Source organism: Pseudomonas sp. DCB_AW, from assembly GCF_026240895.1.
Taxonomy (GTDB): domain Bacteria; phylum Pseudomonadota; class Gammaproteobacteria; order Pseudomonadales; family Pseudomonadaceae; genus Aquipseudomonas; species Aquipseudomonas kermanshahensis.
The window spans coordinates 1-24589 of record NZ_JAPFCE010000074.1; the positions used below are offsets into that span (position 1 = coordinate 1).

The window sequence follows — 24589 nt, forward strand, 5'->3', positions numbered from 1 at the left end:
TATGTAAAGACAACCCTTTACAAATACCCAAGCAACAGTAAATAGCAAGCATTACCATTCGCACCCTTTCTCACCTGCCTTGCGTCGCGAAAAGGGTGCGAAGCGCCCCCCAGCCATTTCAGCTATTCAAACCTGACGGTTGGCCGTCTTGCGGCAATGCACCAAGGCATCGCGAATCATGAAGTTGACCAAGGTCGGCGACACGCCCAATTCCTTGGCGATGTCCTTTTGCGGCACGCCGTGCAAACGGTACATCTCGAACGCATAACGGGTGCGCTGGGGCAACTCGCTCAATGCCTCGGCGATGTCATCGAGGGCGGCGAGGTTGATGTGCGTGGCTTCGGGCGAAGCGTTCTGGATGACCACGTTCAGGCCTTCCTCTTCGCTGCCGGAATACTTCAGCTCCATCGCCTGTTTGCGGTAGTGGTCGATGGCCAGGTTGCGCACGATCTGGAACAGGTAGCTGAGCTGCGCCTTGAAGGACGAGGTGATCTGCGGGGCGGCGCTGAGCCGGAAGAATGCATCCTGCACCACGTCTTCCGCGCGTGAGCGGCAGCCGGTGATGCGCGCAGCGATCTTGACCAGAATGCTGCGATTGTCGACGAAGGCCTGGAGTAATGGTGAATCGCACTTACTTGTGGATAGTTGTTCCGCCATGGAAATCACCTTGTCACAGAGGGGAGAGGAGGCACCCAAGGTTGGGAAGCTTCCCGAGACGTGCGACAAGCTATTCAGAATGATAATGATTGTCAAATACGAAACGTAATTAGTATCTGTACGTTTCGGTTCTAAGCAAGGATTGAGACGTGTGTCGCGTGGGGGGGGCGCGCGCCGCCCGCGCGGCGCACGGTCTCCCACGCGCCACACCTCTCAAGGCAAACCCCGCTAATTTCTTCCCCCGCCCATCCGTTCCCCTGTGTACATCCGGCCGCCGAGTGCTGCCCGCCTACGTGTGCGGCGCAGCCGGCCCGACTTCACCAGACACTGGCAGGAACACCCCATGACGGACGCCTTCGAACTCCCGCTCTCGCTGGTCCAGGCCCTGGCGCAACGCGCCGCGCAGACCCCGGACAAGATAGCCCTGCGCTTTCTCGCCGACGCTCCTGGCGAGCAGGCCGTGCTCAGCTACCGGGACCTGGACCGCCGCGCGCGCACCATCGCCGCCGCCCTGCAGGCCCGGGCCGAGTTCGGTGACCGTGCGGTGCTGCTGTTCCCCAGTGGCCCGGACTATGTCGCGGCGTTCTTTGGTTGCCTCTACGCCGGCGTCATCGCCGTGCCAGCGTATCCACCAGAATCCACCCGTCACCATCACCAGGAGCGCCTGCTGTCGATCATCGACGATGCCGAACCGCGCCTGCTGCTGACCATCGCGGCGCTGCACGACAGCTTGCAGGGCCTGCACGCGCTGGCGGCGGACAACGCCCCTGAACTGCTGGCCGTGGATGGACTTGACCCGGCCCTGGCCGATGCCTGGCAGGCACCTGCCCTGGCCAGCGATGACATCGCCTTCCTGCAGTACACCTCGGGCTCCACCGCGCTGCCCAAGGGCGTGCAGGTCAGCCACGGCAACCTGGTGGCCAACGAGCAGTTGATCCGTCACGGTTTCGGCATCGATGTGAACCCCGACGATGTCATCGTCAGCTGGCTGCCGCTGTACCACGACATGGGGCTGATCGGCGGCTTGCTGCAGCCGATCTTCAGCGGCGTGCCGTGCGTGCTGATGTCGCCGGGCTACTTCCTCGCCCGGCCGCTGCGCTGGTTGCAGGCGATCAGCGAATACGGCGGCACCATCAGCGGTGGCCCCGACTTCGCCTACCGTTTGTGCAGCGAACGGGTCAGCGAAGCGTCCTTGGCCGGGCTCGACCTGAGCCGCTGGCGCGTGGCCTATTCCGGCTCCGAACCGATTCGCCAGGACAGCCTGGCAACCTTCGCCGACAAGTTCCAGGCCTGTGGTTTCGACCCGCAGAGCTTCTTTGCCAGCTATGGCCTGGCCGAAGCGACCCTGTTCGTCAGCGGCAGCCGGCGTGGCCAGGGCATCGGCGCCCTCGCGCTGGACGCCGAAGCCTTCGCCGCCAACCGCGCCGAGAACGGCAGCGGCAGCGTGCTGATGAGCTGTGGCTACCCGCAACCTGGGCATGCGGTGCGCATCGTCGAGCCGCAGCGCCTCGAAGCGCTGGGCGACAACCAGGTGGGTGAAATCTGGGCCGGTGGCCCGAGCATCGCCCTGGGCTACTGGCGCAACCCCGAGGCCAGCGCACGCACGTTCGTCGAGCGCGATGGCCAGACCTGGCTGCGCACCGGCGACTTGGGCTTTATGCGCGAGGGTGAAGTCTTTGTCACCGGGCGCTTGAAAGACATGCTCATCGTCCGCGGCCAAAACCTTTACCCGCAAGACCTGGAAAAAACCCTGGAGCGCGAAGTCGACGTGCTGCGCAAAGGCCGCGTGGCGGTGTTTGCCGTGGACCACCAGGGCGAGGAGGGCATCGGCGTGGCGGTGGAGATCAGCCGCAACGTGCAAAAAGCCCTCGAGCCCCAGGCACTGATCAAGACCCTGCGCCAGGTCATCGCCGACGCCTGCCGCCAGGCGCCGGCCGTGGTCTTGTTGCTCAACCCGGGCGCGCTGCCCAAGACCTCCAGCGGCAAGCTGCAACGCTCGGCCTGCCGCCAGCGCATGGACGATGGCAGCCTCGACTGTTACGCGCGCTTCCCGCAGGCCAGCGAGCAACCCGCAAGCGGCGCGGTGGCAGATGATCTGCAGGCCCGTATCGCCGCCGTGTGGCGCGATGTGCTCAAGGTCGAAGCCGTGGCGGCGGACGACCACTTCCTGCTGCTGGGCGGCAACTCCATTGCAGCCACCCAGGCCACCGCGCGCCTGGCGGATGAGCTGGGCATCAACCTGAGCCTGCGCACCCTGTTCGAAGCCCCGCTGTTGGGCGAGTACAGCGCGGCGGTCGCCGCGGTCCTCGCTGAGGGTGGCGCCCAAGCCCAGGCCATCACCACCCTGGCGCGCGACCAGTCGCTGCCGCAATCGCTGGCACAGAACCGCCTGTGGCTGCTGTGGCAACTGGAGCCACAATCGGCGGCCTACAACATTCCGGCCGGCCTGCGCCTGCGCGGTGAGCTGGACGTCGCCGCACTGGAGGCTGCGTTCCAGGCCCTGGTGGCGCGCCATGAATCGCTGCGCACGGTGTTCAGCGAAGTGGGTGGCCAAGCCTTGCAGCGAATTCAGGCCCAGCAGCCGTTTGGCCTGCGTCGCCTGGACCTCGAAGGCCAGGCCCCCGAGCAGGTTGCCGCGTGCCGCGAGGCAGAGGCCCAGCAGCCGTTCGACTTGTGCCAAGGCCCACTGCTGCGCGTGACCCTGGCGCGCCTGGACGATGAAGACCACCAGCTGTGGGTGACGTTGCACCACATCGTTGCCGATGGCTGGTCGCTGAACATTTTGCTCGACGAGTTCGCCAAACTGTACGCCGCGCACTGCCAGGGCCAAACGGCCACGCTGGCGCCGCTGCCCCTGGGTTACGCCGACTACGGCACCTGGCAACGGCAATGGCTGGCCGACGGCGAGGCCGAACGCCAGTTGCAGTACTGGAAAGCCAAGCTGGGTGATGAACTGCCGGTGCTCGACCTGTGCACCGACCAGCCGCGCGCCAGCCAGCGTGACAAACGCGCGGCGCGCTACACCCTGAAGGTGCCGGCCAAGCTGACCGAAGCGCTCAACGCCCTGGCCCGCGAGCAGCAGGCGAGCCTGTTCATGGTGCTGCTGGCCGGCTGGCAAGCGGTGCTGCACCGCTACAGCGGCCAGGTAGACCTGCGCATCGGCGTGCCCAATGCCAACCGCCCGCGCCTGGAAACCCAGGGCTTGGTCGGCTTCTTCATCAACAGCCAGGTGCTGCGTGCGCAACTGCATGGCCGCTTGCCCTTCGAGCACCTGCTGGCCCAGGCCCGCCAGGCCACCCTTGAGGCCCAGGCCCACCAGGACCTGCCGTTCGAACAGCTGCTCGAAGCCCTGCCCGACGCGCGCGAGCAAGGCCTGTTCCAGGTCATGTTCAACCACCAGCAGCGTGACCTTTCGGCGCTGCGCCGCTTGCCAGGTTTGCTTGCCGAAGAGTTGCCGTGGCACAGCCGCGAAGCCAAGTTCGACCTGCAACTGCACAGTGAAGAGGACCATCAAGGCCGCCTGACCTTGGCCTTCGACTATGCCGCCGAACTGTTCGAGGCCAGCACGGTAAAACGCCTGGCCGCCCACCTGTTGGCCTTGCTCGAGCAGGTTTGCGCCCGGCCGCAGCTGGCGCTGGGCGAGGTGCAGTTGCTCGATGAACAGCACCGCGCACAGCTGCTCGGCTGGGGCCAGGCACCGGCGGCGGCGCCCCAGCGCCTGCTGGTCGAACAGCTCAACGAGCAGGCCCGGCTGACCCCGCAGCGAACCGCGCTGGCCTGGCAGGGCGGCAGCCTGGACTATGCCGAGTTACACCAGCAGGCCAACCGCCTGGCCCATTACCTGCGTGACAAAGGCGTTGGCCCCGATACCTGCGTGGCCATCGCCGTCGAGCGTTCGCCGCAGCTGCTGGTTGGCCTGCTGGCCATCCTCAAGGCCGGCGGCGCCTACGTGCCGCTGGACGTGGACTACCCGGCCGAGCGCCTGGCCTACATGCTCGGCGACTGCAATGCCAGCCTGCTGCTGAGCCGCAGCGGCCTGCTGGGCAAGCTGCCGCAGGTCGAAGGCGTCAGCGCCATCGCCCTCGACCAGTTGCACCTGGACAGCTGGCCCAGCCATGCCCCCGGCCTGCACCTGCACGGCGACAACCTGGCCTATGTGATCTACACCTCGGGCTCCACTGGCCAGCCCAAGGGCGTGGGCAACACCCATGCGGCCCTGGCCGAACGCCTGCAGTGGATGCAGGCCACCTATGCGCTGAACGACAGCGACGTGCTGATGCAAAAAGCGCCCATCAGTTTCGACGTCTCGGTGTGGGAGTGCTTCTGGCCGCTGGTCACCGGCTGCAAGTTGGTGCTGGCTGGCCCTGGCGAGCATCGTGACCCGCAGCGCATCGCTGCGCTGGTGCAAGCGCATGGCGTGACCACGCTGCACTTCGTGCCGCCGCTGTTGCAGGTGTTCGTGCAAGAGCCGCAGGCCGCCGCCTGCACCAGCCTGCGCCGGTTGTTCTCCGGCGGCGAAGCGTTGTCGGCCAACCTGCGTGACCGTGTGCTGCAACTGCTGCCCCAGGTGCAACTGCACAACCGTTATGGCCCGACCGAAACCGCGATCAACGTCACCCACTGGCACTGCCAGGCCGAAGACGGCGAGCGCTCGCCGATCGGCCGCCCGTTGGGCAACGTGCTGTGCCGCGTGCTGGACGATGAACTGGAGCTCACCGCGCCCGGTGTGCCGGGTGAGCTGTACCTGGGCGGCGCAGGCTTGGCCCGAGGTTACCTGGGCCGCCCGGGCCTGACGGCCGAGCGTTTCGTGCCCCAGGCCGACGGCGATGGCCAGCGCTTGTACCGCAGTGGCGACCGTGCCCGCTGGCAAGTCCAGCTGGAAGCGCTGGAATACCTGGGGCGCCTCGACCAGCAGGTGAAGGTGCGCGGCTTCCGCGTCGAACCCGAAGAAGTGCAGGCCTGCCTGTTGGCGCAAGCAGGTGTTGAGCAGGCCCTGGTGCTGATCCACAAGGACGCTGTGGGCGCGCAGCTGGTCGGCTACTACAGCGGTGCGGCCGAGCCGGCTGCACTGCTGGCCGCCTTGGCCGAGCAACTGCCGGCGTACATGGTGCCGGCGCAGTTGATCCCGCTGGCACACCTGCCGTTGGGCCCGAGTGGCAAGGTCGATCGCAAGGCGCTGCCCGCCCCGGTGTGGCAACAGCGCGAGCATGTCGAGCCGCAAAGTGCCGTGCAGCAGCAGGTCGCGGCGATCTGGCGTGAAGTGCTCAACCTGCCGCGTGTGGGCCTGCAGGACGACTTCTTTGCCCTGGGTGGCCACTCGCTACTTGCCACCCAGATCGTCTCGCGGACCCGTCAGGCGTGCGATGTCGAGCTGCCGCTGAAAGTGCTGTTCGACGCCAGCGAGCTGGGCGCGTTCTGCGCCGAGATCACGCGCCTGCGGGAGGCCGGCGCGCATAACCTGCAAGGCGAAATCGCCCGCGTCGACCGCCGCCAGGCCGTGCCGTTGTCGTATTCGCAACAGCGCATGTGGTTCCTCTGGCAGATGGAGCCCGACAGCCCCGCCTACAACGTCGGCGGCATGGCCCGCTTGCGTGGCGCGCTGCACGTGGACGCATTCGAGCGGGCGCTGCAGGCGCTGATCGTGCGTCACGAAACCCTGCGCACCACGTTCCCCAGCATCGACGGCGTGGCGTACCAGTGCGTGGCCGAAGACAGCGGCGTGCACCTCGACTGGCAAGACTTCAGCACCTTGCCCGCCGAGGCCCGCCAGCAACGCCTGCAACAGCTCGCCGACGACCAGGCGCACCAGCCGTTCGACCTCGAGCGTGGCCCACTGCTGCGCGCCTGCCTGGTCAAGGCCGAGGAGCGTGAGCATTACTTTGTCCTGACCTTGCACCACATCGTCACCGAAGGCTGGGCCATGGACATCTTCGCCCGCGAGTTGGGCGAGCTGTACGAAGCCTTTGTCGATGACCGTGAGTCGCCACTGACGCCGCTGCCAGTGCAATACCTGGACTACAGCGTGTGGCAGCGGCACTGGCTGGAAAGCGGCGAAGGCGCGCGGCAGCTGGCCTACTGGAAAGCCCGCCTGGGCGATGAGCACCCGGTCTTGGCATTGCCGTCCGATCGCCCGCGCCCAGCGGTGCAGAGCCACCGTGGCGAGTTGCACCGGTTCGAGCTCGACCCGGCGTTGGTGGCGCGCGTGCATGCGTTCAACAGCCAGCGCGGGCTGACCCTGTTCATGACCATGACGGCAACCCTGGCGGCCTTGTTGCACCGCTACAGCGGCCAGCGTGACCTGCGCATCGGCGCACCGGTGGCCAACCGCATCCGCCCGGAAAGCGAGGGGCTGATCGGCGCCTTCCTCAACACCCAGGTACTGCGCTGCGAACTGGACGGCCAGATGACCGCCGCCGAGCTGCTGGAGCAGATGCGCCAGGCCGCCATCGAAGGCCAGTCGCACCAGGACCTGCCGTTCGACCAGCTGGTCGAAGCCCTGCAACCACCGCGCAGCAGCGCCTATAACCCGCTGTTCCAAGTGATGTGCAACGTCCAGCGCTGGGCGTTCCAGCAAAGCCGTGAGCTGGTGGGCATGCAGGTCGACTACCTGGTCAACGACGCCAGCGCCACCAAGTTCGACCTGTACCTCGAAGTCACTGACCTAGATGGCCGCCTGGGCTGCTGCCTGACCTACAGCCGCGACCTGTTCGACGCGCCGCGCATTGCGCGCATGGCCGAGCACTGGCAGCAGTTGCTGATCGGCCTGCTGGACGACCCACAACAGCGCCTGTGCGAGCTGCCGATGCTGAGTCCGGGTGAGCAGCAAGTGCTGGTTGGGCAATTACAAGGCGAGCAGGATTTTGCCCTCGACCAGACCTTGCACGGCCTGTTTGCCGCCCAAGCTTCGCGCACACCACAGGCCCCTGCGCTGACCTTCGCGGGCCAGCACCTTAGCTACGCCGAACTGGACCAGCAGGCCAACCGCCTGGCCCGCGCCCTGCGCGAGCGCGGTGTCGGCCCGCAGGTACGCGTCGGCCTGGCCCTGGAGCGTTCGCTGGAAATGGTCGTCGGCCTGCTGGCCATTCTCAAGGCAGGCGGTGCCTATGTGCCGCTCGACCCCGAGTACCCCCTCGACCGCTTGCGCTACATGATCGAAGACAGCCGCATCGGCCTGCTGCTCAGCCAGCGCGCGCTGCTGGAAACCCTTGGCGAACTGCCAGACGGCGTGGCCCGCTGGAGCCTGGAAGACGATATTGCAGGCTTGTCCGCCTTCAGCGATGCCCCGCTGGATAACCTCAACCTGCCGCAGCACCAGGCTTACCTGATCTACACCTCCGGCTCCACCGGCAAGCCCAAGGGCGTGGTGGTCAGCCATGGTGAAATCGCCATGCATTGCCAGGCCGTGATCGAAGCCTTCGGCATGCGCAGCGACGACTGCGAACTGCACTTCTACTCGATCAACTTCGACGCGGCCAGCGAACGCCTGCTGACCCCGCTGCTGTGTGGTGCCCGCGTGGTGATCCGTGCCCAAGGCCAGTGGGGCGCTGAAGAGATCTGCCAACTGGTGCGCGAGCAACAGGTAAGCATCCTTGGCTTCACCCCAAGCTATGGCAGCCAGTTGGCCCAGTACCTGGCCGGGCAGGGCGAGCAGTTGCCGGTGCGCCTGGTGATCACCGGCGGCGAGGCGCTGACCGGCGAGCACCTGCAGCGCATTCGCCAGGCGTTCACGCCGCAGCAGTTCTTCAACGCCTACGGCCCGACCGAAACCGTGGTCATGCCGCTGGCCTGCCTGGCGCCACCCACGCTGCCGGCCGACCTGGGCAGCGTGCCGATCGGCCGCGTGATTGGCGCCCGCAATGGGTACATCCTCGATGAGGACCTGGCCTTGCTGCCACAAGGCGGTATCGGCGAGCTGTACATCGGCGGTGCCGGCCTGGCCCAGGGGTATCACGACCGCCCGGGGCTGAGCGCCGAGCGCTTCGTTGCCGACCCCTTCAGCACACAGGGCGGGCGCCTGTACCGCACCGGCGACCTGGTGCGCCTGGGCGCCGATGGTTTGGTCGAGTACGTTGGCCGTGCCGACCAGCAGGTGAAAATTCGCGGCTTCCGTATCGAATTGGGCGAAATCGAAAGCCGCCTGCAGGCGCATGCCGATGTCGACGAGGCGGTGGTCCTGGCCCTCGACCTGCCGGGCGGCAAACAACTGGTGGGTTACCTGGTGTGCAAGCAGGCCGGTGCCAACAGCGACGCCCAGGCCGCGCTGCGCGACGCGGTCAAGGCCGATGCCCGCCAGCAACTGCCGGACTACATGGTGCCCGCACACCTGGTGCTGCTCGACAGCCTGCCGCTGATGGGCAACGGCAAGCTCGACCGCAAGGCGCTGCCGTTGCCGGACCTGGAGCAGGCGCACCAGCATTACCAGGCTCCAGGCAACGAAGTGGAAGCGCAGCTGGCGCAGATCTGGCGCGACGTGCTCAACGTTGCCCGCGTTGGCGTGCAGGACAACTTCTTCGAACTCGGTGGCGACTCGATCCTCTCGATTCAGGTGGTCAGCCGGGCCCGTCAGTTGGGCCTGCAGTTCACCCCGCGTGACCTGTTCCAGCACCAGACCATCCAGACCCTGGCCACGGTGGTCAGCCTGAGCGCCGCACCAAGCGGTATCGAGCAGGGCCTGCGCGAGGGGCAAACCGGGCTGACGCCAATCCAGCACTGGTTCTTCGACAGCGAAGTGGCCCAGCCACAGCACTGGAACCAGGCCGTACTGTTGGCAGCGCGCCAGCCTCTGGCCAGCGCGGCTCTGGAGCAGGCCCTGGCTGCACTGGTGCAGCACCACGACAGCCTGCGCCTGCGTTTCCGCCAGGCCAATGGCCGCTGGCAGGCCGAGTATGCCCAGCCTGCGCCTCAGCAACTGCTGTGGGCGGCCACGGTTGCCGACTTCGATGAGTGCCAGGCGCTGTACACCGACCTGCAGCGCAGCCTCGACTTGGAGCAAGGCCCGCTGCTGCGCGCCTTGCTGGTAACAGACGGGCAGGGCAGCCAACGCCTGCTCCTGGCGATTCACCACCTGGTGGTTGATGGCGTGTCCTGGCGCGTGCTGCTCGAAGACTTGCAGGCGCTGTACCGTGGCCAGCCGTTGGCGGCCAAGACCCACACCCTGGGCGACTGGGCCGCACGCCTGGCCAGCTACGCCGGCAGCGACTCGCTGCGCGACGAGTTGGACTGGTGGCACGCCCAGCTCGGCACTGTGCGCCACGAACTGCCGTGTGATCACCCGCAGGGTGGCAACCTGCACCGCCACGCCCGCACCTTGGCCATCGGCCTCGATGCCGAACAGACCCGCCAGTTGCTGCAACAGGCCCCCGCGGCCTACCACACCCAGGTCAACGACCTGCTGCTGACAGCCCTGGCCCGCGCCTTGTGCCGGTGGAGCGGTGACAGCCAAGTGCTGGTACAGCTCGAAGGCCACGGCCGCGACGGGTTGTTTGAAGACATGGACCTGACCCGCAGCGTCGGCTGGTTCACCAACGCCTACCCGCTGAGCCTTTGCCCGGGGCTGGGTGATGACGATGCTGCGCGCGCCAGCTCGATCAAACGGGTCAAGGAGCAACTGCGTCAGGTGCCGCACAAAGGGCAGGGCTATGGCGTGCTGCGCTACCTGGCCGACGCGGCCGGGCGCGAGCGCATGGCCGCACTGCCGCAGGCCCGCATCACCTTCAACTACCTGGGGCAGTTCGACCAGCAGTTTGACACTGATGCGCTGTTCCAGCCGCTGGACGCACCGGCGGGCCTGGCCCATGACCTGGAGGCCCCGCTGCCCAATTGGCTGAGTGTCGACGGCCAAGTCTATGCCGGTGCCCTGCAATTGCGCTGGACCTACAGCACCGAGCGCTACGACGAGCAGACCATCGCCACCCTGGCCGAAGGCTACCGCCAGGAGCTGCTGGCACTGGTCGGCCATTGCCTGGCCGACGGCAACGGCAGCTTCACGCCGTCCGACTTCCCCTTGGCGCACCTGACGCAGGAGCAGATCGACAACTTGCCGGTCGCTGCCGCCGAGATCGACGATGTCTACCCGCTGACGCCGATGCAGGAAGGCATGCTGCTGCACACCCTGCTGGAGCCAGGCACCGGCATTTACTACATGCAGGACCGCTACCGCATCAACAGCGCGCTCGACGCCGAACGCTTCGCCCAAGCTTGGCAGGCGGTGGTGGCGCGCCATGAGGCCCTGCGGGCGTCGTTCAGTTGGAACGCCGGCGAGGCGATGCTGCAGATCATCCACAAGCCCGGCAAGACGGCAGTGGATTATCAAGACTGGCGCGGCCTCGACGACGGTGCCCAGGAAGCCCGCCTGCAAGCCCTGCACAAACAGGAGCGCGAGGCCGGTTTCGAACTGCTGCGTGAAGCGCCGTTCCACCTGCGCCTGGTGCGCGTCGCCGATGAACGCTACTGGTTCATGATGAGCAACCACCACATCCTGATCGATGCCTGGTGCCGCTCGTTGCTGATGAACGACTTCTTCGAGGTTTACCAGGCCCTTGGCGAAGGCCGCCCGGCCCAGTTGCCGGTGCCGCCACGCTACCGTGACTACATCGGCTGGCTGCAACGCCAGGACCTGAACGAAGCGCGCCAGTGGTGGCAGGCCAACCTGGCCGGCTTCGAACGGGCCACGGCGATCCCCAGCGACCGCCCGTTGCGCCACGACCACGCCGGTGACGGCATGATCGTCGGCGACTGCTACACCCGCTTGGACGTCACTGACGGTGTTCGCTTGCGCGAACTGGCCCAGGCCCATCAGCTGACCATCAACACCTTCGCCCAGGCGGCCTGGGCCCTGGTGCTGGCGCGCTACAGCGGCGAGCGCGACGTGGCCTTTGGCGTCACCGTGGCCGGGCGCCCGGTGAGCATGCCGCAGATGCAGCGCACCGTTGGCCTGTTCATCAACAGCATCGCCTTGCGCGTGCAACTGCCCGCCGCCGGCGAGCGCTGCAGCGTGCGCCAGTGGCTGCAAGGCGTGCTCGAGCACAATATGGAAGTGCGCGAGTACGAGTACCTGCCGCTGGTGGCGATCCAGGAATGCAGCGAACTGCCCAAGGGCCAGCCGCTGTTCAACAGCCTGTTCGTGTTCGAGAACGCGCCGGTGGAAACCGCGGTGCTGGACCACGCCCAGCACCTCAACGCCAGCTCCGACTCGGGCCGCACCCACACCAACTTCCCGTTGACGGCGGTGTGCTACCCGGGGGATGACCTGGGCCTGCACCTGTCGTTCGACCAACGTTACTTCGACACTTCGACCGTCGAACGCCTGCTGGCCGAGTTCAAGCGCCTGCTGTTGGCGCTGGTGCAGGGCTTCGAGGGCGAGGTAAGCGACTTGCCGCTGCTGGGTGCCGAAGAGCAACGCTTCCTGATCGAAGACTGCAACCGCACCGAGCACGCCTACGCGCTGCAACAGAGCTATGTCGAGCAGTTCGAGGCGCAGGTCGCCGCGCACCCAGAGCGCACGGTGGCGCGTTGCCTGGACGCGTCCTTTGACTACGCGGGCCTGAACCTTGCGGCCAACCGCCTGGGCCATGCCCTGATCGGCGCAGGCGTAACCGTCGATCAGCCGGTTGCGCTGTTGGCCGAGCGCGGTTTGCCATTGCTGGGGATGATCGTCGGCAGCTTCAAGGCCGGTGCCGGCTACCTGCCGCTGGACCCCGGCCTGCCAGGCGCGCGCCTGCAGCGCATCGTCGCGCTCAGCCGCACACCGGTGCTGGTATGCAGCGCGGCCTGTGCCGAGCAGGGGCGGCAGATGCTGGACGCACTGGAGGGTGTGGCGCGGCCGCAATTGTTGGTGTGGGAAGACATCCAGGCCAGCAACATCGCCAGCCACAACCCGGGTATTCATAGCGGGCCCGACAACCTCGCGTATGTCATCTACACCTCGGGCTCCACCGGTTTGCCCAAAGGGGTGATGGTCGAGCAGCGCGGCATGCTTAACAACCAGCTCAGCAAGGTGCCTTACCTGGCCCTGAACGAGCGGGACGTAATTGCCCAGACCGCTTCGCAGAGCTTCGATATCTCGGTCTGGCAGTTCCTGGCCGCGCCGTTGTTCGGCGCCAGGCTGGAGATCGTGCCCAATGCCATCGCCCATGATCCGCAAGGCCTGCTGGCGCATGTGCAGGCTACCGGCATCACCGTGCTGGAAAGCGTGCCGTCGCTGATCCAGGGCATGCTGGCCAACGATCACCAGGCCCTCAACGGCCTGCGCTGGATGCTGCCGACCGGCGAGGCGATGCCGCCAGAGCTGGCCGCGCAATGGCTACAGCGTTACCCAGGTATTGGCCTGGTCAATGCCTACGGCCCGGCGGAGTGCTCGGACGACGTGGCGTTCTTCCGTGTCGATGTCGAGTCCACGCGCGGCAGTTACCTGCCGATTGGCACCCCGACCGACAACAACCGCCTGTACCTGTTCGGCGAGGACCAGGCCCTGGTGCCGTTGGGCGCGGTTGGCGAGCTGTGCGTTGCCGGTACCGGCGTTGGCCGTGGCTATGTTGGCGACCCCGTGCGTACCGCCCTGGCCTTTATCCCGCACCCCCATGGCGCGCCGGGTGAACGCCTGTACCGCACCGGCGACCTGGCGCGCCAGCGCCTGGACGGGGTGCTGGAGTATGTGGGCCGCATCGACCACCAGGTGAAGATTCGCGGGTATCGCATCGAACTGGGTGAAATTGAAGCGCGCCTGCATGAACAGGCCGAAATCCGTGATGCCGCGGTGGGCGTGCAGGAAGGCGCCAACGGCAAGCACCTGGTCGGCTACCTGGTGGCCCATCAGGGCGTAACCCCTGATGCGGCGTTGCTCGAACAGATCAAGCAGCGCCTGCGCGCGGCATTGCCGGAGTACATGGTGCCGCTGCATTGGGGGTGGTTCGACAGCCTGCCGCACAACGCCAACGGCAAGCTCGACCGCAAGGCACTGCCGGCCATCGACATCGGCAGCCAGCACAGCCAGGCCTACCTGGCGCCGCGCAACGAGCTGGAAGCGGTGTTGGCCGGTATCTGGGCCGATGTGCTCAAGGCCGAACGGGTGGGGGTACACGACAACTTCTTCGAGTTGGGCGGGCATTCGCTGCTGGCCACGCAGATCGCTTCGCGGGTGCAGAAGCAGTTGCAGTTGGATGTGCCGCTGCGGGCGATGTTCGAGTGCAGCACGGTGGAGGAACTGGCGGTGTATGTGGAGGGGTTGCAGGGGCGTGTGCTGGATGACGACAAGGTTGACCGGCTGAGTGACCTGATGGCGGAGCTTGAGGGGCTGTAGGGTTAGGGGTTCGCCTTGAGTTTTGCGGGGCGGCGGACATCGAGCGCCGCCCGCGCGGCGCTTCGCAGCACAAGGCTGCTCCTACAGTTGTTTCGGGCCAGTTTCGCCTGTGCCTTCCGCGTGAGACCGCCTTGTTGACTCGACTCTATATTGAGGCGGGCACTAAAGGGGGGCGCGCGCGTTTGCCCCAGAAATAACTGGCCCTGAACAACTGTAGGAGCAGCCTTGTGCTGCGAAGCGCCGCGCGGGCGGCGCTCGATTTCTGCTCCACTGCAAAATTCAAGACATGCGCTAGCGCTTACCCAAAATCTTCCCAAGCAGCTCCGGCCGCGGCGCCCCTTGTTGGCTCTGCAAGTTACCCTGCTCATCCTGATAGAAAATCGCCGGGGTCGCCTGCAGCCCCATTTCTTCCATCAACGCCATGTTCGCCGCCAGCTTCTGCTGCACGGCCTCTGGCACCTTCTCCAGCGGCTTGAGCGTACTGGCCTTGCCGGCCTTCTCGTGCTCTGCCAATGCTTTGGCCGGGTCTTTTGCCGCCAGCAATGCCGCCGACTTGGCGGGGCTGTCCTCGCGAATGATGCCAACCATGATGTGGCGCAGCTGCACCTTGCCCGACTCGACCCACGGCCGCGCCTGTTCCCAGAACATGTTGCAGTACGGGCAGTTGGGGTCGCTGAACAGGTACACCTTGCGCGGGGCGTCGGCCTTGCCGTCGGCGATCCAGGCGGTTTTCTCCATCTTCGCCCAGATTTCCTTGCTCATCGGCCCATACACCAGCTTGTCCAGCGGTGCGGCGCTGAGGTCTTGGCCTTGTTCGTCGAACAGGCTGCCGACCAGCACATGCTTGCCATCAGGCGTCAGGTACAGGGCGATGCCGTTGTTCTGGTACTCTGCGGCATAGCCGCGAAGGCCGTCGGGGGCGTCGAAGCTGCCCTTGATCACGGCGCCCTTGGCTTGTAGTTGCTGGATCGCCTTGGGCAGCGCGTCTTCGGCGTGCAAGGGCGGGGCGGCCAGCAGGGCCAGGGACAGGGGCAGTAGTGCAGTCAATCGCATGTCAGTTTCCTTGTGCGGCAGGGGTGGGCGCGGTGGCCCGGTCGAAAGGTTCCAGGGCATGGCGCAGGCTGGCCCGGGACAGCTCGCCAAGGTGGCTGCCGATCAGCCGCCCATCACTGTCGTAGAACAGCGTGGTGGGCAGGGCCATCGAGCCGACGCGCTGGGCCAGTTGCCCGGCGCCGTCGAACAGCACGTGGGTCAGGCTCAAGCCAGTGGTGGCGAGGAAGGTGCTGACGTTCTCGGGTGTTTCACCTTGGTTGACGAACAAGAAAGTCACGTGGGGATAGTCGCTCTGGGCCTGTTGCAGCACCGGCATCTCACGGCGGCACGGCGGGCACCAGGTGGCCCAGATGTTGATGACCAGTGGCTTGCCGCGGTAACTGTGCAACGCCACGGTCTGCCCGCCGGCGTTGCGCAGGCTCAACTCAGGCAGCTCGGTGCCTTTGCTGTACAGGTGGCTGCCCAGACTGCTCAGGCCCCAGAACAGCGCGCCGCTGAACAATGCCCAGGCCAGCGGGCGGCGCAGGCCTGGTTGACGCCAGCCTTGCCAGAGCGCGGCCAGCACGATGCCGGCAAGGCCAGACCAGAACAGGAAGCCGCCGTCGCGAATGTCGATGACCTGCACCAGGTCATCCTGGTACATCGGCCAGTAGGCCACGACGAAGCCCAGGCGCGCGCACAGCACACCGATCAGAAACAGGTTGAACAGGGCCGACTCCGGGCTTTCGCCACCGCGTCGGGCGACCCACCAGCCGACCACGCTGGCGATCACCAGGGCGGTGAGCATCAGCAGGTGGTTGAGGGCCATGGTCAGTGGCCCGAGGGTTACGGTCAGCATCAGCCTTGGCTCCTGGTCTGGGTCCAGTGTTGCAGGAACGCGGCGGCATCCACTTCACCGGTGATGCGCCGCGCGCGGCGTTCGTCGCCTTCCGGGCCGACCCAGATGATGCTGGGCGGGCCGGGTACCTGGTAGCGTTGCAACAATGCCTTGCTCGCCGGGGTGTCGGCGGTCACGTCCAGGCGAATCAGGTGCACGCCGGCCAGGCTGGCTTGCACGTCGGCGCGGGTGAAGACGTTTTTTTCCATAACCTTGCACGACACGCACCAGTCGGCATAGTAGTCGACCATCACCCACTGGCCACGGGCTTTGGCGGCCTCCAGTTCGCGTTGCAGGTCCTCGGGGCGGTTGACGGTGACGAAGGCATCCTCGGCGTGCTGCCCGGCCGCAGGCGCGGCACCCCCGGCGAACGGGCGCAGGGGTTGCCAGAGGTCATCCCCCCCGGCGGCCGCGCCGACCAGCAACAGGGCACCCCAGAGCGCGCCCAGCAACGGCACCGCGCGCAGTGCCGGCAACCGTTGCAGGGCCGGCCAGGCGGCCCAGGCCAAGGCGATCACCCAGGCGCCGCTCAGGGCCAGCAGCAGGCTTTCTGGCAGCAGGCTGCGCACGGTGTACAGGGCCATGGCCAGGAACACGAAGCCGAATACGCCCTTGACCCGATTCATCCATGCGCCGGGGCGTGGCAGGTAGCGATTGCCCAGGGTCACCAGCAACAGCAGCGGCACGCCCATGCCCAGGCCCAGGCTGAACAGCACCAGCGCACCCTGCAGCACGTCGCCGCTCTGGGCGATATACAACAGCGCGCCGGCCAGCGGTGCGGTCATGCACGGGCCGAGCAGCAAGCCAGAAAGCGCCCCGAGCAACGCCGCGCCGTACAGGTTGCCGCCGCGGGTGCCTTGGCCGGCGCGGTCGAGGCGATCGCGCAGGGCAGCGGGCAACTGCAGCTCGAAGGCGCCGAACATCGGCAGCGCCAGCAACACGAACAGTACCGCCAGGCTGCCCAGCAGCCAGGGTTGCTGCAACCAGGCCTGCAGGCTGGCGCCGAGCAGCGCGGCCACTACCCCCAGGGCGGCGTACACCAACGCCATGCTCAGCACGTAGACCCCGGCCAGCAGCCAGCCGCGCCGGGCACTGGCGCCATTGCCGAGCACCAGCCCGGCAAGGATCGGCAGCATCGGCAGCGAGCAGGGGGTAAAGGCCAGCAGCAAGCCGAGGCCGAAGAAGGCCAGCAGGCCCCAGGCCAGGTTGCCCTGTTGCAGGTTGCTGGCCAAGGCCTGGTCGCTGGCCTGATCGGCGGCGGGGGCCACGCTGCCGCCCAAGTCGATGGCGGTGGTCTGCGGTGGGTAGCACAGGCCGGCGTCGGCACAGCCTTGCCAGCCCAGGCGCAGTTGGCCTTGCGCACTGGCCGGGATCAGCAGTTCGAGCTGGTCGCGGTACACCGCGCTGTCGCCGAAGAATTCGTCATGGTGGTTGAGCGCGGGGGGCAGCTGAGGCTGCTGCTCGGGGCTCAGGCCGTCGAACTTCAGGCGCTTCTGGTACAGGTAGTAGCCTTGCTTGATCTGGAAGAACAGGCGCATCTGGCCGTCGGGTTGGCGGTCGTGGCTCAGGACAAAGGCCTGGTCGACCGGCAGGAAGTCGGATTTGACCTCGAACGGGTTGGCTTGCAGGGGGCCGGCCAGCAGGAGGGCCAGGAACAGAAAGAGGGCGCGCATGTCTTCGCCTTGGCTATACGATGAAGTGGGCCATGCTGGCCTGGGTCGATTAACCCAAGGTTAACCCGGTCCTACATCCGCCTAAACGCACGCTCAAGGTCCATAATCCCCTCTTAATCCACCCGTGGTGCAGTATCTGCCTCACTTACCCCGGAGCCCCCACCATGCACGTTCTGCTCTGCGAGGACGATGACCTGATCGCCAGCGGCATCTGCGCCGGCCTCACCGCCCAGGGCCTGACCGTGGACCGGGTAGCCAATGCCGCAGGTGCGCGGGCGATGCTCCAGGCCGCGCAGTTCGATGTGATGATCCTCGACCTCGGCCTGCCCGACGAGGATGGCCTGAAGCTGTTGCGGCGCTTGCGTCAGCAGGGCGAGACCCTGCCTGTGCTGGTGCTCACCGCCCGCGATGCGGTCACCGACCGGGTCGATGGCTTGCAAGCCGGTGCCGACGACTACCTGCTCAAGCCGTTCGACCTGCGCGAGCTGGCAGCGCGCCTGCACACCCTGCTGCGCCGGGTGGCCGGGCGCGCGGTGAATGTCATCGAGCATGGGCCGCTGCGTTACGACCCTAGCAGCTGCGAAGCCTTCCTGGCCGGGCAGCCGGTCGATCTGTCCCGACGTGAGCAGGCGCTGCTCCAGGCATTGCTGCAGAACCCTGGGCGGGTGCTGTCCAGCGAGCAGTTGAAGGACTGCGTGTACGGTTTCAGCGACGAGGTCGAAAGCAACGCCCTCAACGTGCATATCCACCACCTGCGCCGCAAACTTGGCAACGGTATCGTCGAGACCGTGCGCGGCCTGGGCTACCGGCTTGGCCCGGCGCAAGCACCGGAAGAGGCTGCTTCATGAGCCTGCGGGTACGCCTGAGCCTGATCCTGGGCAGCGCCTTCGTGATTATCTGGGTACTGGCTGCCGCGTGGATGCTGCGCGACCTGCGCCAGCAGATGATGTTCTCCCTCGACCAGCGCCTGGTGGCCTCGGCACGCATGGTGGCCGGGTTGATCGACCAGTTGCCGCAGCCGCTGGCGGCCAAGGGCGAGGACGCGCACTTTTCCGCCGACCAGTTCAGCGTGCCGGATGGCATGGCGTGCCAGGTAAGCTCGCTGCGCGGCGAGATCCTGGCCAGCAACCACAAGCATGATGGCGCCATGGATGACCAGCGCAGCGGCTTCCGTGACCAGACCATCGACGGCGCGTTGTGGCGTACGTTCACCTACAACCACGGCGATGTGCGCATCACCACCGCCGACCGCCACATGGAGCGCGAGGCCCTCAACCAGTCGATCCTGCTGGCCGCCTCGGCGCCGGTGCTGATGGCATTGCTCGGCAGTCTCGGCCTGTTGTGGATCGGCTTGGGCAAGGGCCTGGAGCCACTCAACCGGATGCGCGATGCCTTGCGTCGAAGGCGCGCTGACAGCGTCGAACCCCTGCAGGTGGCAGGCCTGCCCAGCGAGCTGCAGCCGCTGTTGGACACGCAGAACCAGTTGTTCCTGCGGATCGCCCAGACCATCGAGCGCGAACGGCGCCTGACCGATGACGCCGCCCACGAGCTGCGCAGCCCGCTGACGGCGATCAAGACTCACCTGCAGGTAGCGCGGATGACCGACGGCGCGGTGCGTGAACAGGCACTGGAGCATGCCGAGCAAGGTACCGACCGCATGCACCGCACGCTTGAGCAACTGCTGATGCTGGCGCGTGTGGAAGGCAGCCTGTCGTTCGAGGATGGCGTGCAGTGCAGCGCCGAGCAGGTCGCCCGCCAGGCGGTGCAGGATGCCGGCGGTGGCGATAACCGTCGCATCGTATTGCGCCTGCCCGAGGAGGCCACGCAAATCTACTTGGGCATGCCCGCGCCGCTGGCAGTTGCGGCCTTGCGCAACCTGCTGGACAACGCCCTGCGCCATGGTGGCGAAAGCGCGGTGGAGCTGGAGGTGCAGATGACTGACGGCCAGGTGGGCTTCATGGTGCGCGACCACGGGCCGGGCATTGCTGAAGCAGACCTGCAGCACCTGACCGAGCGTTTCTGGCGCAACGGCCAGAGTGGCGGGTGTGGGTTGGGCTTGGCGATCGTCCAGGCAATCGTCCAACGCTGTGCCGGCAGCCTGCGCTTCGACAGCCGTGGCGATGGCTTGCGGGTGCTGTTGCAGGTACCGGCGCGTTCGGGGCGTTGATATGCGGCCTGGGCCGGCCTATTGGCCGGCCCAGGCTGTAAAAATCCCACAACAACCGCTAAATCCTCCTTGCGCTGAAGCGTTCTCCAAGCGACAACTACCCGCACACATCTGCTTACAGGGGCGTGGCGGGGCACTTTCGCTTGCTTGCGAGGATCTACCCATGTCGACCGCTTCCAGCTTTGCCCAGGTCTTGCCGGCCAGTGCGCCGCAACCCCTGTACGCGTTCACCGATTCGCCCTTGCTGCAACGCCAGCAGCAACAGGAATCCAACGCCCGCAGCTACCCGCGGCGCATCCCGCTGGCCCTCAAGCGCGCCCGTGGCATCCATGTCGAAGATGTCGAAGGCCGTCAGTTCATCGACTGCCTGGCCGGTGCCGGCACCTTGGCCCTGGGCCATAACCACCCGGTGGTGATCGAGGCTATCCAGCGTGTGCTGGCCGACGAACTGCCGCTGCACACCCTCGACCTGACCACGCCGGTCAAGGACCGCTTTGTTCAGGACCTGTTCGGCGTGCTGCCCGAGGCGCTGCGCCGGGAAGCCAAGGTGCAGTTCTGCGGCCCGACCGGGACCGATGCCGTTGAGGCGGCGCTGAAACTGGTGCGCGGCGCCACGGGGCGCAGCACCGTGCTGGCCTTCCAAGGTGCCTACCATGGCATGAGCCAAGGTGCGCTGAGCCTGATGGGCAGCCACGGGCCCAAGCAGCCGTTGGGTGCCTTGTTGGGCAACGGTGTGCAGTTCATGCCGTACCCGTACGACTACCGTTGCCCGTTCGGTCTGGGTGGCGAAGCGGGGGTGAAGGCTAACCTGCATTACCTGGAAAACCTGCTGCTCGACCCAGAAAGCGGTGTGCCGCTGCCGGCGGCAGTGATTCTTGAAGTGGTGCAGGGCGAGGGCGGGGTGATCCCGGCCGATATCGAGTGGCTCAAGGGCGTGCGGCGGATCACCGAGCAAGCGGGGGTGGCGCTGATCGTCGACGAGATCCAGAGCGGCTTCGCCCGCACCGGGCGGATGTTCGCCTTCGAGCATGCCGGAATCGTGCCGGACGTGGTGACCTTGTCCAAGGCAATTGGCGGCAGCCTGCCGCTGGCAGTGGTGGTGTACCGCGACTGGCTGGACACCTGGAAGCCGGGCGCCCATGCCGGCACCTTCCGTGGTAACCAGATGGCCATGGCAGCAGGTTCCGCAGTGATTAATTACCTGGTCGAACATCGCCTGGCCGAGCATGCCGAGGCCATGGGCCAGCGCCTGCGCCAGCATTTGCTTCACCTGCAGCGGGATTACCCGCAACTGGGTGATATCCGTGGGCGTGGGCTGATGCTTGGGGTGGAGTTGGTCGACCCGCAGGGCCAGCGCGATGCCCTGGGCCACCCTGTGGCCAACCGTGAGCTTGCGCCGAAGGTGCAGCGTGAGTGCCTCAAGCGTGGCCTGATCCTGGAGCTGGGTGGGCGCCATGGCGCGGTGGTGCGCTTCCTGCCGCCGTTGATCATCAGTGGCGAGCAGATCGACGACGTGGCGCAGCGGTTTGCCGAAGCCATCAGGGCAGCTGTCTGATCATTACCGGGGGCGCACAGCGCCCCCCGGCATTACTGCATCAGTCGAAAGTGCGCCCAGCCCGCCAATACCCCATCAGCGTCAGGCTGTCTCGCGGCAATCCGCGTTCCTTGATCAAGTACCGGCGGATATCCATCACGGTCGCCGACTCGCCCGCCACCCAGGCATGGAATGCGCTGTGGCGTGTGCTGGCCTGTTCCCACAAGATGCGCGTGTCGATGTCCACCTCTTCCAGTTTCAGCCGGGGCGCGGCGCTGCCATCCGGCAGGCTGGCCAGTTCGCGCACGGCATGCTGCATGGCCTGGCCATGCTCGCAGTGCAGCAGCTCGCGGGGCAGCCAGTGCACGTGGGCGGCGGCGCTGTGGCGCAGCGCCAGGCAGTCGGCCTCCAGGGGCACCTCGATAAAGGCTTGCACCGCAAGCTCGGGCTGCATGTCGGCCAATTGTTCGAGAATGCCGGCGATGGCCGGTAGCGCCGTTTCATCGCCTATCAGCAAAACATTGCGTACGCCTTGCGGCGGCTTCCATTCATAACCGCCCGGGTCACCGGCATAGGCCAGATTGGGTGCAACCATTTGCAGGCCATCGCCCACCTGGGCGTGGGTGGCCCAGGCCGAGGCAGGCCCGTTGACGCCGTGCAACACGAAATCGACATCGACCTCCAGGGCTTCCCGGCGCAAGTCTCGAATGGTGTAGGTACGCATCGGTGGGCGTTGGGCCGGCGGCAGGGCGCTGTGCGCGGCCTTCCAGTGCAGCTCGTTCGGCAGGCTCGGCAGCGAGCCATCGGGGGCCGGGAAGAACAGCTTCACGCGCTGGTCAGGGGCCAAGGTGCACATTTGCGCAACATCGGGGCCGGTGAAGACCAGGCGCGTCAGCGACGGGCTGAGGCTGATGCGCCGGGCCAGCACCAGGTCGAACACGCGGTAGGCGCTGGTGCTCGGCGAGCGGCCCTTGACCAGCCGGCGCAAGCCTTGCTGCAGCGCCTGGGACAGGCGGGTGGGGTTGGCCATGCGGGAGTCCTCTTGCAAGCGGTTTCTCTAGGAACGAGCCGACGCCACTGCAAATTAACCCCGCAGGTGCGGCTACCAGCCGCGCCCGGAATTCACCCAGAAGTTCACCGACAACGACGTCGACACCGACTGCACCTGGTGGAACCACCCTTCAGGCAGGAACAACAGGTCACCGGCCTGCAGCACCACGCGCAGGAACGGCACGTCACGCGCGGCTGGGAAGCGCTGGTAGTCCGGTGCGTCGGGGTTGAAATCGCAGCCGTCCAGGCCGCCCTTGGGGCTGGTCGACCAGGTGCCCAGCGCCGCACGGTGGTGGGGCGCAGCCAGGATGAACGACTTCTGCCCCCACACCTGGGCGAACAGGTTGTCGGTGTCGTCGCGGTGCAGGGGCGTCAGGGTGCCCTTTGGGCCGATCCAGATGCGTGGCGAGATGAAGCGCTGGCGCTCGAAGTAGTCCGGAAAGCGGATCAGGGTCAGGAGTTTTTCCGGGACGATGTTGTTGCCCATGTAAGCCGGCGTTTCGCCAGGCTTGGCCGGGGTGTCCAGCGAGGCGATGAAATCGGCCATGGAGGTCGAGCGGAAGTCGCGGTCGGTAGAGAAGGTTTTTTTGACGTAGTCACCGTGCCGGGTAATGCCTTGCAGTTCGGCGAAATGCTCAAGTGACGCTTCGCGGCCCATGGTGAACAGTGGCCAGTCCTGCAGGGCATCGCTGAGCACCACCGGTATGCCGTGCGCCAGGTAGTCGCTTTGAAACCGTTGCAGGGGCATGTCTGCCCGGGCAATGCGCTGCACTTCGCGCTGCACCGGCAGCGCGGCCGAGACCCGCTCGCTGAGGCGTGCCGGCGTTGGGTAGCGCTGGTTCATCGCCACCTTGGTCGCTGCGGCGCCTTTGCGGGCGTTGTTGATGATTTGCGGTAGCAAGGTGGCCAGGCCCATGTTGCCGGTGATCTTCAGGCGTGCGCTGGCGAACAGCTCCTCGACGTTGGCCGTGCCGCCCATGATGCCGAGGAAGTCGCGCTCGGCCACCTCGATGGTGACATCCGGGGTGCTGTGCCGGCCTGCACCGGTGCGGCTGGTGTCGCGCACTTCCGACCAGAAGGCACGGTCCGGGCCGAAGACGAACTGGAACACGCCTTCGATGCCGACGGCATGGGCGTTGGCGAACAGTTTGCTGAGGATGCTCTGAAGGTCCACGGTTAGCCTCTGACGGGATTTCGTTGTGCAGGGATAACGAGTGTGTCGGCCATCGATTTAGCGGCGCTTACGGCTAATTTTCGGTGGGCCTTCTACGTCCCGTAGGGACAGCAGTCATATTGTTCAAGCAAGGATCCGACATGGCATTGCACCCTGATCTGGCGGGATTTCTGGAGCTGGTCGAATTTGGCCGGTTGACGGGCAGAAGCCTGCCCATGCACGCGATGGACGTGGCCCAGGCCCGGGCCGAGTTCGAGGGCAGTTCGCAAGTGCTCGACCCAAGCCCGCCCGGCAGCGTGGCGGTGAGCGAGCTGCAGGTCCCGGCGCGCGATGGCGCCAGCCTGCCAGCACGGCTGTACCGCGAGGGCGGCGCAGGCGATGCCTTGCAGCCGGTGATCTTCTACCTGCACGGTGGTGGCTATGTGGTGGGCAGCCTCGACTCGCATGATTCGGTGTGCCGCCGCCTGGCAGCCATGGGCGAGTTCGCGGTGCTGGCGCCGGACTACCGATTGGCGCCGGAGCAGCAGTTTCCGATAGCGCTGCACGATGTGCTGGATGCCGCCAACTGGCTGGCCGAGCAGGCTGGGGCGTTGGGCTTGGACAACCGCCGGGTGGTGGTGGCCGGGGACAGCGTCGGTGCCAGCCTGGCCGCCGTGCTGGCCATCACGGCCGTCGAGCAGCCCGAAGCGCTGGCGTTCAAGCCGCTGGCGCAGTTGCTGTTCTACCCGGTGACAGACATTTCCTGCCAGCGCGACTCTCACCGCGAGCATGCCGAGGGGTACCTGCTGGAAACGCCTACCCTGGAATGGTTCTACCAGCACTATGCGCCGCAGCCGGAGCAGCGTCTGGACTGGCGTGTGTCGCCCTTGCTGTCGACGGTACGCGAGCCGTTGGCGCCGGCGTACCTGTTCGTGGCCGAGTACGATCCGTTGCATGACGAAGGGCTTGCCTACCGAGACTGGCTGGTGGCGGGGGGGACCGAGGTGACGTTTGCTCGGGTCGAGGGGCTGACCCATGACTTCTTGCGAATGTCCGGGATTGTGGGGCAGGTGGGGGAGATTTATCAGGATGTGGGGGGCTGGCTCAGGAAGGTTGGGGGTTAGTTTG

At 66.4% G+C, this 24589-nt stretch carries 11 protein-coding genes; 5 read left to right on the plus strand and 6 right to left on the minus strand.

Annotation, left to right across the window (positions count from 1 at the left end; genetic code table 11):
* Positions 1-126: 126 nt before the first annotated feature.
* Positions 127-657 carry an RNA polymerase factor sigma-70 gene (locus OO306_RS24300; protein ID WP_027592914.1) on the minus strand — a complete coding sequence of 177 codons (531 nt, stop codon included), beginning with the start codon at positions 655-657 and terminating at the stop codon, positions 127-129.
* A gap of 343 nt (positions 658-1000) precedes the next feature.
* Between OO306_RS24300 and OO306_RS24305 the strand changes: the two genes are divergently transcribed.
* Positions 1001-13954, plus strand: a complete 12954-nt coding sequence (locus tag OO306_RS24305; RefSeq protein WP_265970102.1) for a non-ribosomal peptide synthetase — start codon at positions 1001-1003, stop codon at positions 13952-13954.
* 291 nt (positions 13955-14245) lie between these two features.
* Here the strand turns inward: OO306_RS24305 and dsbG are convergent, their stop codons facing one another.
* Genes dsbG through dsbD form a run of 3 tightly spaced genes read right to left on the minus strand, consistent with a single transcriptional unit; the run spans position 14246 to position 17557 of the window.
* Positions 14246-15007 (minus strand): thiol:disulfide interchange protein DsbG, encoded by a 762-nt coding sequence (dsbG, locus tag OO306_RS24310; protein WP_099454857.1) that lies wholly within the window; start codon positions 15005-15007, stop codon positions 14246-14248.
* A gap of 1 nt (position 15008) precedes the next feature.
* Entirely contained in the window at positions 15009-15845 is an 837-nt protein-coding gene (locus OO306_RS24315) for a TlpA family protein disulfide reductase (RefSeq protein WP_265970103.1), read from the minus strand.
* Entirely contained in the window at positions 15845-17557 is a 1713-nt protein-coding gene (gene dsbD, locus OO306_RS24320) for a protein-disulfide reductase DsbD (RefSeq protein WP_265970104.1), read from the minus strand. Before dsbD ends, OO306_RS24315 begins: the two co-directional genes overlap by 1 nt.
* Positions 17558-17721: 164 nt before the next feature.
* On the opposite strand from dsbD, the gene OO306_RS24325 reads away from it, so the two are divergent.
* The 3 genes from OO306_RS24325 (at position 17722) to OO306_RS24335 (ending at position 21279) form a co-directional block, all read left to right on the plus strand.
* Positions 17722-18405: a response regulator transcription factor gene (locus OO306_RS24325; protein ID WP_027592904.1), complete on the plus strand. Its 684-nt coding sequence runs from the start codon at positions 17722-17724 to the stop codon at positions 18403-18405.
* On the plus strand, positions 18402-19724 hold the full coding sequence (locus OO306_RS24330; protein ID WP_099428708.1) for an ATP-binding protein: 1323 nt from the start codon (positions 18402-18404) through the stop codon (positions 19722-19724). The genes OO306_RS24325 and OO306_RS24330 overlap by 4 nt, the downstream gene beginning before the upstream one ends.
* A gap of 163 nt (positions 19725-19887) precedes the next feature.
* Positions 19888-21279 (plus strand): aspartate aminotransferase family protein, encoded by a 1392-nt coding sequence (locus OO306_RS24335; protein WP_265970105.1) that lies wholly within the window; start codon positions 19888-19890, stop codon positions 21277-21279.
* Between the two features lie 40 nt (positions 21280-21319).
* Here the strand turns inward: OO306_RS24335 and OO306_RS24340 are convergent, their stop codons facing one another.
* On the minus strand, positions 21320-22288 hold the full coding sequence (locus tag OO306_RS24340; protein WP_265970106.1) for a siderophore-interacting protein: 969 nt from the start codon (positions 22286-22288) through the stop codon (positions 21320-21322).
* A 72-nt stretch (positions 22289-22360) separates the two neighbouring features.
* On the minus strand, positions 22361-23482 hold the full coding sequence (locus OO306_RS24345; RefSeq protein ID WP_265970107.1) for a cupin-like domain-containing protein: 1122 nt from the start codon (positions 23480-23482) through the stop codon (positions 22361-22363).
* Between the two features lie 140 nt (positions 23483-23622).
* On the opposite strand from OO306_RS24345, the gene OO306_RS24350 reads away from it, so the two are divergent.
* The gene (locus OO306_RS24350; protein WP_265970108.1) at positions 23623-24585 is read left to right on the plus strand and encodes an alpha/beta hydrolase; all 963 of its coding nucleotides are present in this window, start codon (positions 23623-23625) and stop codon (positions 24583-24585) included.
* Positions 24586-24589: the final 4 nt, after the last annotated feature.

Coding starts and splice junctions, on each gene's coding strand:
- OO306_RS24330 (WP_099428708.1), top strand. CDS start 18,402: ATGAGCCTGCGGGTACGCCTGAGCCTGATCCTGGGCAGCGCCTTCGTG.
- OO306_RS24335 (WP_265970105.1), top strand. CDS start 19,888: ATGTCGACCGCTTCCAGCTTTGCCCAGGTCTTGCCGGCCAGTGCGCCG.
- OO306_RS24340 (WP_265970106.1), bottom strand. CDS start 22,288: ATGGCCAACCCCACCCGCCTGTCCCAGGCGCTGCAGCAAGGCTTGCGC.
- OO306_RS24350 (WP_265970108.1), top strand. CDS start 23,623: ATGGCATTGCACCCTGATCTGGCGGGATTTCTGGAGCTGGTCGAATTT.
- dsbD (WP_265970104.1), bottom strand. CDS start 17,557: ATGCGCGCCCTCTTTCTGTTCCTGGCCCTCCTGCTGGCCGGCCCCCTG.
- OO306_RS24300 (WP_027592914.1), bottom strand. CDS start 657: ATGGCGGAACAACTATCCACAAGTAAGTGCGATTCACCATTACTCCAG.
- OO306_RS24305 (WP_265970102.1), top strand. CDS start 1,001: ATGACGGACGCCTTCGAACTCCCGCTCTCGCTGGTCCAGGCCCTGGCG.
- OO306_RS24325 (WP_027592904.1), top strand. CDS start 17,722: ATGCACGTTCTGCTCTGCGAGGACGATGACCTGATCGCCAGCGGCATC.
- OO306_RS24315 (WP_265970103.1), bottom strand. CDS start 15,845: ATGCTGACCGTAACCCTCGGGCCACTGACCATGGCCCTCAACCACCTG.
- dsbG (WP_099454857.1), bottom strand. CDS start 15,007: ATGCGATTGACTGCACTACTGCCCCTGTCCCTGGCCCTGCTGGCCGCC.